Source organism: Streptomyces sp. NPDC048584 (genome assembly GCF_043199595.1).
In the GTDB taxonomy this organism is placed as follows: Bacteria; Actinomycetota; Actinomycetes; order Streptomycetales; family Streptomycetaceae; genus Streptomyces; species Streptomyces edwardsiae.
This window is the reverse complement of the sequence record NZ_JBICWF010000001.1, coordinates 850678-865689: the sequence shown is the minus strand read 5'-3', so window position 1 is coordinate 865689 and position 15012 is coordinate 850678. Positions and strand designations below refer to the sequence as shown.

Sequence of the window (15012 nt, the reverse complement as noted above, 5' to 3'; positions counted from 1 at the left end):
GGACCGTCCCCCTCACAGCTCGCCGGCCGGCCAGTCCAGCAGCCGCGCGCCGATCACCGCCGTCTGCAGCATGTAGCGGTGGGCCGCGTCCGACGGATTGGCGCCGGTGAGCTTGTGGATGCGCTCCAGGCGGTACGTCAGCGCGCGCACGCTCAGCGACAGCCGCCGGGCCGCCTCCGCGGCGACACAGCCGGAGTCGAAGTACGCGGTGAGCGTGTCCAGCAGCGGCTGGGCGCCGCCGCGGGCCGTGGTCAGCGGCCCCAGCGTGTTGTGCACCAGATCGGCCATCGCCTGCCGGTCGCGGGCCAGTACCGGGTACACCAGCAGATCGGCGGCGCGCAGCACCGGATCGTCCAGCCCCAGCCGCTCCGCTATCTCCAGCGAGCTCAGGGCCTCCTCGTACGACTGGACGACCCCGCCGGGACCCGACTGAGGGCGTCCGATGGCGACCTGGCCGCCGTCGGTGGCGGCGTGCGCCTGCTTGGCGAAGTACGTGAGCACCTCCGTCTGACGGCCGGGCGCGATGCACAGCAGCCGCCCGTCCTTGGTGGTGAGCAGGATGCTGCGGTCACCGAACCGGGAGATCAGCGCGCGCTCCACCTGCCGCGGCACCGGATCGCCCTCGTCGTAGGCGGCCACCCCCCGCGCGACGGCGACCGCGTGCTCGTGGGACAGCCGCAGCCCGAACCGCTCCGCGCGCTCCGCCAGCCGCCCCAGATCGCTGCGGCCGTAGAGCAGGTCGTCGATGAACTCCCGCCGTGCCGCCTCCTCCTGACGCACCGCCAGCCGCTGCGCCCGCTCGTACCCCTCGGCGAACGCGTCCACGACCTGCTGTACGGCGGCGAGCGCGCCGTCGGCGGAGTCCGCGGCGCCGCGCGGCCACGCGCCGCGCGCGCCGGACAGATGCGCGCTGACGAGGGACCGCAGACCGAAACCCGCTTCCGCCGCCCGTTCCCCCAAAGCCCGCCGGGACGCTATCTCGTCCCTGGTGAGACGCCGGCCGGTGGCCGCGACCTCGGCCAGAATATGGGCATAGCCGTCCAGATACTGCTCCGGGATCTCCCGTTCCGTCACGCGTTTCCCCCCACTCTTGACGCTTCCCTAACGCGTCGGCTGTGTCACATCGGCACCAAGACCCTAATGAACATTGCCGGATACCGGCAATGCGCGGTCGTCCGCCGGGCAGGCAGCATGGTCCGCGGGGAGCACCGCGGACGGTTCCGGTGCCGGGCACCGGCAGGTGTCCGCGCCGGAACCCGGAGGGGAGCGGTGCTGCCCCCACGACGTGAGCGGTGAGCAGGAGGGTGCGCCGGAAACGGATGGCATCCGTCCGCGCCCGGCGCGCAGAACCGCGGCGCCGATCGAGCCGTCTCCTCCTCCACCGGATACTCATCCGCCTCGGCGACGAGGCACCGCTCGACCCACTTCCGGACCGGAAGTCCCAGCCCAAGAAGGACGTGCCCCATGGATGCCGCCACCGTGGGCATCGCCGTACTCGTCGGCGTCGCCCTGTTGTTCGTGCTCGTCGGTCTGCTCCTTGTCACCAAACTGTTCCGCAAGGTGGAGCAGGGCAAGGCGCTGATCGTCTCCAAGACCCGCAAGGTCGATGTGACGTTCACCGGGTCGGTCGTGCTGCCGGTGCTGCACAAGGCCGAGGTGATGGACATCTCGGTGAAGACCATCGAGATCACCCGGGCCGGCAAGGAGGGCCTGATCTGCCGGGACAACATCCGCGCGGACATCCGCATCACGTTCTTCGTCAAGGTCAACAAGACCGTCGACGACGTCATCAAGGTCGCCCAGGCCGTCGGCACCGCGCGGGCCAGCGACCGGAACACGCTGCAGGAACTGTTCCACGCGAAGTTCTCCGAGGCGCTGAAGACCGTAGGCAAGCAGCTGGACTTCACCGACCTCTACACCAAGCGCGAGGAACTGCGGTACCGGATCATCGAGGTCATCGGCGTCGACCTCAACGGGTACCACCTCGAGGACGCGGCGATCGACTACCTGGAGCAGACGCCGCTGACCCAGCTCGACCCGGGCAACGTCCTCGACGCCCAGGGCATCCGCAAGATCACCGAGCTGACGGCCGTGGAACACGTCCGCACCAACGAGGCCCAGCGCAACGAGCAGAAGGAGATCACCCGGCAGGACGTCGACGCGCGCGAGGCGATCCTGGAGCTGGAGCGCCGGCAGGCCGACGCCGAGATCAAGCAGAAGCGGGAGATCGAGACCGTACGGGCCCGCGAGGAGGCCGAGACCGCGCGGGTGATGGAGGAGGAGCGGCTGCGGGCGCAGAGCGCCTTCCTGCGTACCGAGGAGCAGCTCGGCGTGCAGCGCGAGAACCAGGCCCGTGAGGTCGCCGTCGCCGCCAAGAACCGTGAGCGGGTCATCGCCGTCGAGAGCGAGCGCATCGAGAAGGACCGCCTGCTGGAGGTCATCGCCCGCGAGCGGGAGACCGAACTGACCCGGATCGCCGCCGACAAGGAGGTCGAGGCGGAGAAGCGGGAGATCGCCGAGGTCGTCCGGGAGCGGGTCGCGGTGGACCGTACGGTCGCCGAGCAGGAGGAGTCCATCAAGAAGCTGCGGGCCGTGGAGGAGGCGGAGCGGCAGCGGCAGGCCGTGATCATCGCGGCGGAGGCCGAGGCGCAGGAGAAGCTGGTCAAGGACATCAAGGCCGCCGAGGCCGCCGAGCAGGCCGCCACGCACCGCGCCTCCGAGGAACTCACCCTCGCCGAGGCCCGGTTGAAGACCGCCGACCTCGACGCGCGCGCCAAGGTGCGGCTGGCCGAGGGCGTCCAGGCGGAGGCCGCCGCCGAGGGACTGGCGGCCGCGCAGGTCCGCGACAAGGAGGCCGACGTCATCGAGAAGGCGGGCCGCGCCGAGGCCGAGGCCACCCAGGCCCGGCTGCGCGCCGAGGCCGAGGGCGCACGCGCCAAGGCCCTCGCCGAGGCGGAGGCCATCAGCGGCAGGCTGCGCGCGGAGGCGGCCGGCCTCACCGAGAAGGCGGCGGCGATGGCCGCCCTCGACGAGGCGTCCCGCGGCCACGAGGAGTACCGGCTGCGGCTGGAGGCGGAGAAGGCCATCCGGCTCGCCGGACTGGATGTGCAGCGGCAGGTCGCCGAGGCGCAGGCCACGGTCCTCGCGACCGGACTGGAGAACGCCGACATCAACATCGTCGGCGGCGAGTCGGTCTTCTTCGACCGCCTGGTGAACTCGATCGCGCTCGGCAAGAGCGTGGACGGCTTCGTCCAGAACTCCGAGACCGCCAAGGCCCTCGCCGGGCCCTGGCTGGACGGCTCCGCGAGCTTCACCGACGACCTGAGCCGCATCCTGGGCTCGGTCTCCACCGCCGATGTGCAGAACCTCACGGTCTCCGCCCTGCTGATGCGGCTGATGCAGCAGGGCGGTGACAACACCGGTCGGTTCAAGGAACTGATCGAAAAAGCAGGGGAGTTGGGTCTCTCGGACACACCGCTGGCCGCGCTGAACGGCAGCAGCAGGGCCTGACCACCCTCCGGCCGGGAGCCGCCGCACAGGGGACGGCGGCTCCCGGCCCACCTCGGGGCGCGGCGGTGCCGCATCTTGCGGGGCGCGGTGGTGCCGCACCTCCGGGGCGCGGTGGTGCCGCACCTTCTGGAACGCGACCCGGCACCGCGTCCTCGGAGATGTGGCGAAGTGCCGCACCGTCCGGGGAGCGGTCACGCCGCACCTTCCCAGGTGCGTTTTCCGCGCCGCACCTTCCGAGGCGCAGCCACGCGCCGCACCTTCCGAGATGCGACCCCCGCCGCACCTTCCGAGATGCGACCCCCGCCGCACCTTCCGAGATGCGACCCCCGCCGCACCTTCCGAGAGGCAGCCATGAGCACCGGCACCCACGAGCCCATGAACCCGGTCCCGCGCGAGACGCCGGGCACCAGCACCGCGCCCGGCCGCACGGGGGCACCCGGAGCGAACGGCTCCGGGGCTTCGCCCGGTACGAGCCGTTCCGGCGCGCGCCCGGCGCCGGGCACGTCCGGCGGGGGCCGGACCCGGACGGCATCCGGTTCGGGCGGACCCGGTGGGAACGCCGGACCGGACGCCGCCCGCGGGGCGTCACCGCAGGCCGGAGCCCGCGGCGCGGCCGGCGCGGAAGGGGCCGGCGAGCCCGTCGGCACGTCCTCTCCCGACGCGACCGCCGTCGACGGCGGCGCCTACCAGGTGCTGCGCGACCGCCTCGCCGCGCAGGCCGCCGAACTGGCCGGCCGAGTCGAGGAGCTGAACCACCGCCGGGCGGCGGAGTTCGGCGCGCCCGAGCTGCGTCTCACCGGTACCGAGCGGCTGCGCACCGAACGGGGCAGCGTGCCCCGCGACATCGTCGCCGTCGGCGACGTCCTCCTCTTCGGCTACGAGGTCCGGCCCCGCCCCGACGGCGACATCGCGGTCCCCGACGTCCTCGCCCCGCACGACCGCGACCTGAACCGCCTCCCCGACGACGCCGTTCCCGGCCTCCTCGACGACCCGGCCTTCGTCCGCGAGTTCGTCGCCCTGCACCGCTACTACCGCCAGGCCCGCCTGCTGCGGCTGCGCCGGGTCGACGGCAAGCTGCTCGCCGTCTTCCAGACCGGCGAGAAGGCCGGCGACATCCGCGTCCTGCGCTGGACGGTCACCGAGGACGGCCGGGCGGCCTTCCTGGACGCGCGCGGCGACCGCGACCACGCCCGTGTCCCGCCCGCCGACATCGAGTGGACGCCGTCCACCCGCGAGGACCACGTCCTCGGCCGGCACTCGCACGTCTCCGTCCAGGGCGAGATCTTCGTCGACACCCTCGGCGGCACCCTCACCGTCAAGACCGACGACGACACCGCCACCCCCGACGGCATCCACAGCGAACCCGTCGACGAGCCCCTGCAGTCCCTCGCCGACGCCGACATCGCCCACGCCCGCGTCGGCCCCCTGATCCTGCTGCGGATCCTCCCCTACAAGGAGACCGCGCACCGCTATCTGGTCTTCAACACCCTCACCCGCTCCGTCGTACGGCTCGACGGCATCGGACAGGGCTGCCGCCGTCTCCCCGACGACCAGGGCATCGTCTTCCCCGGCGGCTACTGCCTCGCGGCCGGCCCGCACAAGACGTACGAACTCGACACCTCCGGCATGGAGTTCGCCCGCGAGGTGCGCTCACCGCACGGCGAGGACGCGCTGTACGTCTTCCACGCGCCCGCACGCGGACGCGCGCTGCTGCTGTCGTACAACCTCATCCGCGAGACGGTCGCCACCCCGATGGCCTGCCACGGCTGGGCCCTGTTCGACGACGGACTCCTCGCCCTGCTCCGCCCCGACGGCGACGAACCCGCCCGCGTCCACCCCGTACAGCTGTGGCGGTCGCCCTACGTCTCCGACACCCACGCCGCCGCCCAGCCGGTCGGCGAGGGCCCGCTGGCCCGGGTCGGCAACGCCGACCTGGTGCGCGGTATCTCCGACTGTCTGTCCCTGGCCCGCTCCGTCGCCGAGACCACCCCGACCACCGAGGTGTACTCCGCCCTGGCGACCGCCTGCGTCCGCGCCCTCGACACCCACCACTGGCTGGGCGACCCCGAACTCGGTGACCCCCGCGCTCCGTTGGAGCAGATGCGTGCCACGGCCGAGCAGGTGCTGGCCGAGTTCGAGACCGTGCGCGACCTCACCGTCCGGGCCGCCGAAGCGCTCGACGAGGCCGCGGACCGGATCGCCTCCGTGGTGCGCCGGCTGCGCGGCGAGCAGCCGCGCGCGGCCGCCGCCTGGGTCACCGGACTGACCGAACTCCGCCACGCCCAGGGCCATCTGCTGACCCTGAAGGAGATGCGGTACGCGGACCACGCCCGTATCGACGAACTCGCGGCCGGGGCGGAGTCCGACCTGACCTCGTTCGGGCAGCGCGCGATCGCCTTCCTGGCCCGCGAGGACGCCTTCGCCGCCCATCACACGGACGTCGAACGGCTGGTCGGCGAGGCCGAGTCGATCAGCACCGCCGCCGAAGCCGTGCCGGTCACCGCACACTTGGACGAACTCGCCGACGGGCTGCGCACGGTGACCGAGGTGGTCGCCGGGCTCGACATCGCCGACGCCACCGTCCGTACGGCCGTACTGGAACGGGTCGCCGGGGCGATGGGCGGCGTCAACCGGGCCCGCGCCACCCTCGACACCCGCCGCCGCTCCCTGCTGGACCGCGAGGCCCGCGCCGGGTTCGCCGCGGAACTCGCCCTGCTCGGCCAGACGGTCACCGGCTCCCTCGCGGCGGCGGACACCCCGGAGGCCTGTGACGAGCAACTGACCCGTGTGCTGGCGCAGTTGGAGACGCTGGAGTCCCGCTTCGCCGAGTTCGACGACGTCCTCGGCGAGTTGGCCGACCGGCGCACCGAAATCTACGAGGCGTTCTCCGCCCGCAAACAGGGCCTCACCGACGCGCGGGCCCGCAGGGCCGAACAGCTCGCGTCCGCCGCCGAGCGCGTACTGGAGACGATCACCCGGCGGTCCGCCGGGCTCGCCGACACCGACGCGGTCAGCACCTACTTCGCCTCCGACCCGCTCGTCACCAAGGTCCGCCGCACCACCGACGACCTGCGTGAACTCGGCGACCGGGTACGGGCGGAGGAACTCGACGGACGGCTGCGCTCCGCCCGGCAGGAGGCCGCCCGCGCCCTGCGCGACCGCACCGACCTGTACGCCGACGGCGGCCGCGCCATCCGGCTGGGCGGCCACCGGTTCGCCGTCTCCACCCAGCCCCTCGACCTCACCGTCGTCCCGCACGGCGACGGCCTCGCGCTCGCCCTCACCGGCACCGACTACCGCGCCCCCGTCACCGACCCCGCCCTCCTCGCCGACCGCCCGCTGTGGAACCGGCACCTGCCGTCCGAGTCACCCGGCGTCTACCGCGCCGAACACCTCGCCGGCCGGCTGCTGCACGAACCCGGCCCCGGCGCCCTCGCCGCCGCCGACGACCTCGGCGCCCTGGTCCGCCGGACCGCCGAGGAGGCGTACGACGAGGGGTACGAGCGGGGCGTCCACGACCATGACGCCACCGCGATCCTCACCGCCGTACTGCCCCTGTACGACAGCGCGGGCCTGCTGCGCCACGAGCCGGCCGCCCGCGCCCACGCCCTGCTGTACTGGACGCACGGAACCACGGCGCAGGAGCGCGCGGACCTCACCCGCCGCGCCGGCTCCCTCGCCCGGGTCCGCGACGCCTTCGGCCCGCCGCCCGCCCTCGACGCGCTGCGCGCCGAACTCGCGGAGGCCATGGGGGAGTGGGGCTCCGGCGCCCGCCCGGAGGCCGCCGCCGCGTACCTCTTCGACGAACTCACCACCGGACCCGAGGGCTTCGTCCTCAGCGCCCGCACCCGCACGCTCCTCGACACGTTCCGCCGCAAGGCCCCCGCCGACGCCTACGACGACGACCTCCCCCGCCTCGCCGGACTCACCGCCCGCCGCCAGCTGGTCGAGGCCTGGCTGACCGCGTACGCCGCGACCACCGGAGACGAACCGACCGCCGGCGACCTCGCGGAGGCGGTGGCGGCCGAACTCTGCCCTGACGTCCCCCGCCACACCTGCGACGCGCCCCTGACCGTCACCGTGGACGGCCTGCTCGGCACCCACCCCCGGATCACCGACCGCCGCCTCACCCTCCGCCTGGACGGGTTCCTCGCCCGCACCGAGGAGTTCAGGCTGCGCGACGTGCCGGCCTTCCGTGCCTTCCAGCGCCGCCGTACCGCGCTGGTGACCGCCGAGCGAACCCGGCTGCGCCTGGACGACCACCGGCCGCGCGTGATGTCGACCTTCGTCCGCAACCGACTGGTCGACGAGGTCTACCTCCCGCTGATCGGCGACAGCCTCGCCAAACAGCTCGGCACCACGGGGGAGTCCGGCCGCACCGGCACCGGCGGGCTGCTGCTGCTCGTCTCCCCGCCCGGCTACGGCAAGACGACCCTCATGGAGTACGTCGCCGACCGGCTGGGCCTGGTCCTGGTGAAGATCAGCGGCCCCGCGCTCGGTCACGCGGTCACCTCGCTCGACCCGGCCGAGGCGCCGAACGCCACCGCCCGCCAGGAGATCGATAAGATCAACTTCGCGCTGGCCGCCGGCAACAACACACTGCTCCATCTGGACGACATCCAGCACACCTCGCCCGAACTGCTGCAGAAGTTCATTCCGCTGTGCGACGCCACGCGCCGGATGGAGGGCGTGTGGGAGGGCGAGCCGCGCACCTACGATCTGCGCGGGAAGCGGTTCGCCGTCTGTATGGCCGGCAACCCCTACACCGAGTCCGGTGAGGCCTTCCGGGTCCCCGACATGCTGGCCAACCGCGCCGACGTGTGGAACCTCGGTGACGTCCTCACCGGCAAGGAGGACGTCTTCGCGCTCAGCTTCGTGGAGAACGCCCTCACCGCGAACCCGGTCCTCGCCCCGCTCGCCGCCCGCGACCGCGCCGACCTGGACCTCCTCATCCGCCTCGCCGGCGACGACCCCACGGCCCGCCCCGACCGCCTCACCCATCCCTACGCGCCCACCGAACTCGACCGCGTCCTTGCGGTGCTGCGCCATCTGCTCACCGCCCGCCGAACCGTCCTCGCCGTGAACGCGGCCTACATCGCCTCCGCCGCCCAGTCCGACGACGCCCGCACCGAGCCGCCGTTCCGGCTCCAGGGCTCCTACCGCAACATGAACAAGATCGCCCAGCGGATCCAGCCCGTCATGAACGCCGCCGAGCTGACCGCCGTCATCGACGACCACTACACGGCCGAGGCCCAGACCCTCACCACGGGCGCCGAGGCGAGCCTCCTCAAACTCGCCGAACTCCGCGGCACGCTCACCGCCGAAACGGCGGCCCGCTGGACCGAGGTGAAGTCCGCCCACACCCGCACCCTCACCTTGGGCGGCCCCGACGAGGACACCCTGACCCGCGCGGTCGCCGCGCTCGCCCTCCTCGGCGACCGCATAGCCGCCGTCGAGTCGGCCATCACCCGGGCATCGGACCCCCGCCGCCTTCTGTCCGCCCCGGCCCCGCGACAACTCCCGGAGGCACCGCCCGGGCCCCGCTGACCAGGACCGCCCGGCCCTCCGGCCCTGCGCCTACCGGGTCCCTGCATGTCCCGGAGGGGCCGTCGGCGTCACGGCACGTGCGCGTCGGCGGTTCCGGCGGCCGGGGCCGTGCACCCTTCCCGGGGACCGGGGTCCCGCGTCCGCTCCGGTCACCGGTGCCGGCACGTCGCCCCCGTGCCGGCCGGCGGGCCCGGGGGTCCCGGCAGCTCCCTCGAGGGGCCGTCGGCACCCCGGTGACCTCACGGCACGTGCGCGTCACCGCCGTCGGCGGTCTCGGCGGCCAGAGCCGCCAGTTCCTCCGGGGAGCGGGGACCGGTGGCCGGCCCGGTCAGCAGCCCCCGCGTCCGCAGCAGCCGTGCCACCGCCACCCCCCACGGCAGCCGCAGTCCCGCTTCCGCGAGGAGGTCCGTGCGGGCCAGCATCCCGGCCGCCGGACCGGTGTGCGCGCCGGACGGGGTCAGCAGGGCCGCGTCGTCGGCCCAGCGCAGGGCGAGGTCCACGTCGTGGGTCGCCATGACGACCGTCGTACCGCTCGCCCGCAGCCCGTCCAGGGTGGCCAGCAGGCGTTCCTGGCCGTCCGGGTCGAGGCCCGCCGTCGGTTCGTCGAGGATCAGCACGCGGGGCCGCATGGCGATCGCGCCCGCGATCGCCGTCCGCTTGCGCTGCCCGTAGGACAGCAGATGCGTGGGCCGGTCGGCGAGGGCGGTGATGTCCAGCGCGGCCAGCGACTGGGCGACCCGGGCGCGTACCTCCGTATCGGACAGGCCGAGGTTGAGCGGCCCGAACGACACGTCCTGCCCCACGGAGGCGGCGAACAACTGGTCGTCGGGGTCCTGCACCACCAGCTGCACGGTGGTGCGCAGCGCCGTCAGCCCTTTGCGGTCGTACCGCACCGCCCGCCCCTCGACGGTCACCTCACCCCCGTCCGGCCGCAGTCCACCGCTCAACAGCCGCATCAGCGTCGTCTTCCCACTGCCGTTGCGCCCCAGCAGTGCCAGCGCACGCCCCTCACGTACCTCGAAGTCCAGACCGCTGAGCACGGGCGGGCCGTCCTCGTACGTGAACGACACGCCCCGCAGGGCCACCAGGACGTTCTCGCTCACGACAGGGGCCTTTCCAGTACGAAGGTGAGGGCGACCAGCGTCGCGAGGAGCGCCACGCTCGCGGCCGTGAACCGCGCCGAGACGCGGGCCTCGGGGACCAGTACGCGCAGGGTGCCGTCGTAGCCGCGTCCCGCGAGTCCCGTCTGCAGTCGCGCCGCCCGGTCGAAGGACCGGACGAACGCGGTCGCGCCGAGCCCGCCCAGCGAACGCCACGTCGCGGCCCGGGTGGTGTGCCCGAGCCGGGCCGCCTGCGCCTCCCGGACGCGGCGCACCGAGTCCAGCAGCAGGAAGCTCATCCGGTACGTCACCAGCGCCACGTCCACCAGCGGTGCCGGCACCCCGGCCCGCACCAGCCGCGGCAGCAGATCCGACATGGGCGTGGTGAACGCGAACAACAGCACGCCCAGCGAGGCCGCCGACGTACGCAGCAGCAGCTCACCTGCGCGCAGCGGCCCGTCCTCGGCCCAGGACAGGAATCCGCCAGGACCGCCCACCCGCACCAGCAGCGTCAGCGCCCCGGTGACGCAGAAGCCCAGCGGCACCCGGTACGCCCGCCACAGCCGCCCCCCGGGCACCCCGGCCGGGCCGAGCAGCACCGCGAGCGCCGTCACCAGCACCAGCGCCGCGCCCGGCCAGGGCGGCAGGGAGATCGCCAGCACGGTGAGGCCCAGCCCCAGTACGGCCTTGTCCACGGGATGACGGCGGCGCCAGCGACTGCTGTGCGCCGCCGCGTCGATCGGCAGCACCCGCCGTCAGACCCGTCGCGGTTCGGATACGGTCCCGGCGTCCGTGTCCGCGTCCGTGTCCGCTTCCTTGTCCGACTCCGCGCGCAGCCGTTCCAGCGCCCGCGCCTCGCCCTGCCGGCGTCCGCGGCGCACCCCGAAGTAGTACGTGAGGACACCCGCCCCGATCGCCGCCTGAAGGGCGAACAGCGCCGACTCGATCTCCCCGGACGGCGGTTCGTACAGCGGGGAGAACCAGGGCTCGTAGTCCGGGTCGATCTCGGTGATCGCGGTCTCCGCCTCGGCGTCCGCGCCCGCGAACGGCTCCTCCTTGTGATCGCCGAGCCCGAACACCAGCGGGATCACGGCGAGCGCGGCGACGAGCACCAGCAGCAGCGTGTTGATCTTCGTGTTACGGCTCATCGGGCCACCGCCTCCGCGTCGGCCGGCTTCGCCGCCCTGCGCCCGGCCACCGACGTCACCAGCACGCCGAGCCGGGTGAGTTCGCCCTTGCTGGACTGCACCAGCATGCGCATCACCAGCACCGTCAGCAGCCCCTCGCTCACCGCGAGAGGGATCTGCGTCACGGCGAAGATGGAGCCGAACTTGCCCAGCGCGCCCCAGAATCCGCTGCCCGGGTCGGGGAAGGCGAGCGCCAGCTGCACACTGGTCACGCAGTACGTCGACAGGTCGGCGACGAACGCGCCGAAGAACACCGCGACCATCAGCGGCACGTCGAACCGGCGCAGCAGTCTGTAGACGCCGTACCCGGCCCAGGGGCCCACGATCGCCATCGAGAAGACGTTGGCGCCCAGGGTGGTCAGCCCGCCGTGGGCGAGCAACAGGGCCTGGAACAGCAGGGTGATGGTGCCCAGCACCGCCATGACCGGCGGCCGGAACAGGATCGCACCGAGTCCCGTGCCGGTGGGGTGGGAGCAACTCCCGGTCACCGACGGCAGTTTCAGCGCGGACAGGACGAACGTGAACGCTCCCGACGCGCCCATCAGCAGGGTGCTCTCGGGATGTTCCCGCACCTCACGGATGAGTGACCGGGCTCCGTGGACGACGAACGGCGCCGACGCGACGCCCCAGGCGACCGCGTGCACCGGTGGCAGAAAACCCTCGGCTATGTGCATGGCTCAGCAGACCCTCTCCAGCACCTCGTGGATGGTTGACGCGCCTTGGCCGGTCTCCTGGCTGACGGGTACCACCGCCCGTGCTCCGCCTTCCCGGGTTGTGAAACCCAGTGGCTGTCCGTGAGGACCGGAGCCGGACTTCCCGATCACAGTGGCGAGGGCCGCACCGGTATCGCACCGATTTCCCGTCACCAAGGCGTGGTGACAGTAGTTCCCCGTCCGGCCCGGTGACAAGCGGCCACAGGGGGCGCGCGGACGGCGCCCGGCGGCTCGCACCCCGGCGCACACCTGCGTACTTGACAGGGTGGCGCGGCCCGCCGGCGCGGGGGAGTGGGGGCCCGCCGTCCTGGGCAGAACCTTGCTGCAATTAATATGCAACAACGGTTTTCAGGCAACAGGAGTGTGAGTCTCGATGACGACCCGACGAATACGGGGCGCCGCCGCCGCGGTCGCGATGGCCGGTGCGGCAGCCGCCTGCTCGGCGCCGGGCGGCAGCGGCGCGGACGGCGGAACCTCCGCCGAGTCCGTCGTGATCGGCGTCCCCTCCGAACCGGACACCCTCAGCCCCCTGCTCGGCTACGGCAAGGACGGCAACTCCAAGATCTTCGACGGGCTCCTCGCCCGCGACGCGGGCATGGAGCTGAAGCCCGCCCTGGCGAAGGCGCTCCCCGAGATCACCGACGGCGGCCGCACCTACACGTACACCCTGCGCGACGGCGTGAAGTTCAGCGACGGCGAACCGCTGACCGCCGACGACGTGGTCTTCACGTACGACACCGTCCTCGACGGGAGGACCAACAACACCGCCAAGAGCGAACTCGACGCGATCAAGGACGTCCGGGCCGACGGCGACGACAAGGTCGTCTTCACCCTCGACTACCCCTACGCGGCCTTCGCCGCCCGCACCGTGCTGCCCGTCGTCCCCGAGCACATCGCGGGCGGACAGGACCCCAACACCGGCTCGTTCAACACCAAGCCCGTCGGCACCGGACCTTACGTCCTGGCCGGCTGGAGCAAGGGCGAAAAACTCACCTTCAAGGCCAATCCGGACTACTGGGGCGGCGCCCCGAAGGTGAAAAAGCTCACCATGGCGATCATCGCCGACGACGACGTCCGCGCCACCCGGCTGCGCTCCGGCGACCTCGACGGCGCGACCCTCCCGCCCAACCTCGCCGCCACCTTCAAGGACGACGACGGCAGGAAGACGTACCGGGCGACGTCGTACGACTTCCGCGCGGTCACCCTGCCCACCGGCAACCCGGTCGCCGGCGACACCGCGATCCGCCGCGCCCTGGACCTCGCCGTGGACCGCACCACCATGGTCGACAAGATCCTCGACGGCGCCGGCCGCCCCGCCTACGGCCCGCTGCCCGTCGACGACCCCTGGTACGCCCAGGACGTCAAGCGCGCCCAGGACCTCGACAAGGCGAAGAGCATCCTCGACCAGGCAGGCTGGAAGGCCGGCGAGGACGGCATCCGCGCCAAGGACGGCCGCCCCGCCCGCTTCACCCTCTACTACCCCTCCGGCGACAAGGTCCGCCAGGACCACGCCCTCGCCTACGCCTCCGACGCCAAGAAGACCGGAGTCGACGTCAAGGTGGAGAGCGCCACCTGGGAGGTCATCGAACCCCGGATGAGGCACGACGCCGTCCTCGCCGGCTTCGGCAGCACCGGCGACCCCGACTTCGGCCTCTACACGCTTCTGCACTCCACCCTCGCCGGCGACGGCTTCAACAACATGGCCCTGTACGACAACCCGGCCGTCGACGAGGCCCTCGACACCGGCCGCCGCACCCAGGACCCCGCCGACCGCAAGGCCGCCTACGACACCCTGCAGCGCGAACTGGTGAAGAACCCCGGCTACACCTTCCTCACCCACATCGACCACATGTACGTCCTCGCCGACCGCTGGCAGGACCTCACCACGCAGACCGAACCCCACGAGCACGGCTTCGCCAGCGGCCCCTGGTGGAACATCGAGGACTGGCAGCCCGCCACATGAGCGCACTCCCCTGGGGAGAGATGACCCGGCTCACGGCACGGCGGGCCCTGTTCGCCGTGCCGGTGCTGCTCGTCGTCACCTTCGGCGTGTTCGCCGTCGCCGCCGCCTCCCCCTTCGACCCGGTCAAGGCGTACGCCGGCACCGCCGCACTCGGCGCCGACCAGGAGACCCTGGACCGGCTGCGCGAGAACCTGGGCGTGGACCGGCCGTTCACCGCCCGCTGGTGGGACTGGCTGACCTCCGCGCTCGGCGGCGACCTCGGCCGGTCCACCGTGATGCGCCAGCCCGTCGCCGAGGTGATCGGCGAACGCCTCGTCTGGTCCGCCCTGCTGTGCGCCGTCGCGTTCGCCCTCGCCGTGCTGCTCGGCACCGTGCTCGGCGTCCTCGCGGCCCGCCGCCCCGGCTCGCTCCTCGACCGTACGATCACCTCCCTCGCCTACGCCCTGGAAGCCGCCCCCGTCTTCTGGATCGCCCTGCTCGCCGTCTGGCTGTTCGCCCTGAACCTGGACGTCCTCCCGGCCGGCGGTCTCACCGACACCGGCAGCGAACAGGTCACCCCCGGCCAGGTCATCAGCCATCTGATCCTGCCCGCCGGTGTCCTCGGCGTCTCCCAGCTGCCCTGGTTCACGCTCTACGTCCGTCAGGGCGTCGGCGACGCCCTCGCGGAGGACCCCGTGCGCGGCGCCCGCGCCCGCGGCCTGAGCGAACGCACGGTCCTGCTCGGCCACGCCCTGCGCTCCGGACTGCTGCCCGTACTCACCCTGATCGGCTCCCGCGTCCCCGAACTCATCACCGGCGCCCTGCTGGTGGAGACCGTGTTCAGCTGGCCCGGCATCGCCGCCGCCACCGTGGAGGCGGCCACCTCCGTCGACTTCCCGCTGCTGGCCGCGCTGACCACCCTCGCCACCGCCGCCGTCCTCGCCGGAAACCTCCTCGCCGACCTGCTCTACGGACTGATCGACCCGAGGGTGAAGCTGAATGAGATGTGACCC

The 15012-nt window shown here is 72.8% G+C and carries 9 protein-coding genes and 1 riboswitch; of the genes, 4 read left to right on the top strand and 5 right to left on the bottom strand.

The annotated features are described in order from the left end of the window. Window positions 1-12: 12 nt before the first annotated feature. The gene (locus ACGFR9_RS03640; RefSeq protein WP_393202553.1) at window positions 13-1074 is read right to left on the bottom strand and encodes a PucR family transcriptional regulator; all 1062 of its coding nucleotides are present in this window, start codon (window positions 1072-1074) and stop codon (window positions 13-15) included. Window positions 1075-1464: 390 nt separating this feature from the next. Between ACGFR9_RS03640 and ACGFR9_RS03635 the strand changes: the two genes are divergently transcribed. Beyond that, on the top strand, window positions 1465-3510 hold the full coding sequence (locus ACGFR9_RS03635; RefSeq protein ID WP_393202551.1) for a flotillin family protein: 2046 nt from the start codon (window positions 1465-1467) through the stop codon (window positions 3508-3510). Between the two features lie 351 nt (window positions 3511-3861). Beyond that, window positions 3862-9057, top strand: coding sequence for a DNA repair ATPase (locus tag ACGFR9_RS03630; protein ID WP_393202549.1), 5196 nt, complete (start codon window positions 3862-3864; stop codon window positions 9055-9057). Window positions 9058-9296: 239 nt separating this feature from the next. Here the strand turns inward: ACGFR9_RS03630 and ACGFR9_RS03625 are convergent, their stop codons facing one another. From ACGFR9_RS03625 to ACGFR9_RS03610, 4 genes are read right to left on the bottom strand one after another with little or no spacing between them, the layout of a single operon-like run. Beyond that, window positions 9297-10160, bottom strand: a complete 864-nt coding sequence (locus ACGFR9_RS03625; protein WP_393202547.1) for an energy-coupling factor ABC transporter ATP-binding protein — start codon at window positions 10158-10160, stop codon at window positions 9297-9299. Beyond that, window positions 10157-10906, bottom strand: coding sequence for a cobalt ECF transporter T component CbiQ (gene cbiQ / locus ACGFR9_RS03620; protein ID WP_393202545.1), 750 nt, complete (start codon window positions 10904-10906; stop codon window positions 10157-10159). The genes ACGFR9_RS03625 and cbiQ overlap by 4 nt, the downstream gene beginning before the upstream one ends. Window positions 10907-10912: 6 nt before the next feature. Further along, entirely contained in the window at window positions 10913-11305 is a 393-nt protein-coding gene (locus tag ACGFR9_RS03615; protein ID WP_393202543.1) for an energy-coupling factor ABC transporter substrate-binding protein, read from the bottom strand. Next, window positions 11302-12018: an energy-coupling factor ABC transporter permease gene (locus ACGFR9_RS03610; RefSeq protein ID WP_393202541.1), complete on the bottom strand. Its 717-nt coding sequence runs from the start codon at window positions 12016-12018 to the stop codon at window positions 11302-11304. Before ACGFR9_RS03610 ends, ACGFR9_RS03615 begins: the two co-directional genes overlap by 4 nt. 29 nt (window positions 12019-12047) lie before the next feature. Then, a riboswitch (cobalamin riboswitch) is annotated at window positions 12048-12229 on the bottom strand. A gap of 201 nt (window positions 12230-12430) precedes the next feature. On the opposite strand from ACGFR9_RS03610, the gene ACGFR9_RS03605 reads away from it, so the two are divergent. Beyond that, the gene (locus ACGFR9_RS03605; protein WP_393202539.1) at window positions 12431-14020 is read left to right on the top strand and encodes an ABC transporter substrate-binding protein; all 1590 of its coding nucleotides are present in this window, start codon (window positions 12431-12433) and stop codon (window positions 14018-14020) included. A 20-nt stretch (window positions 14021-14040) separates the two neighbouring features. Next, window positions 14041-15009 (top strand): ABC transporter permease, encoded by a 969-nt coding sequence (locus ACGFR9_RS03600; RefSeq protein ID WP_393202774.1) that lies wholly within the window; start codon window positions 14041-14043, stop codon window positions 15007-15009. The last annotated feature ends 3 nt before the right edge of the window (window positions 15010-15012 follow it).

Coding starts and splice junctions, on each gene's coding strand:
- ACGFR9_RS03630 (WP_393202549.1), top strand. CDS start 3,862: ATGAGCACCGGCACCCACGAGCCCATGAACCCGGTCCCGCGCGAGACG.
- ACGFR9_RS03605 (WP_393202539.1), top strand. CDS start 12,431: ATGACGACCCGACGAATACGGGGCGCCGCCGCCGCGGTCGCGATGGCC.
- ACGFR9_RS03615 (WP_393202543.1), bottom strand. CDS start 11,305: ATGAGCCGTAACACGAAGATCAACACGCTGCTGCTGGTGCTCGTCGCC.
- ACGFR9_RS03635 (WP_393202551.1), top strand. CDS start 1,465: ATGGATGCCGCCACCGTGGGCATCGCCGTACTCGTCGGCGTCGCCCTG.
- ACGFR9_RS03610 (WP_393202541.1), bottom strand. CDS start 12,018: ATGCACATAGCCGAGGGTTTTCTGCCACCGGTGCACGCGGTCGCCTGG.
- ACGFR9_RS03600 (WP_393202774.1), top strand. CDS start 14,041: ATGACCCGGCTCACGGCACGGCGGGCCCTGTTCGCCGTGCCGGTGCTG.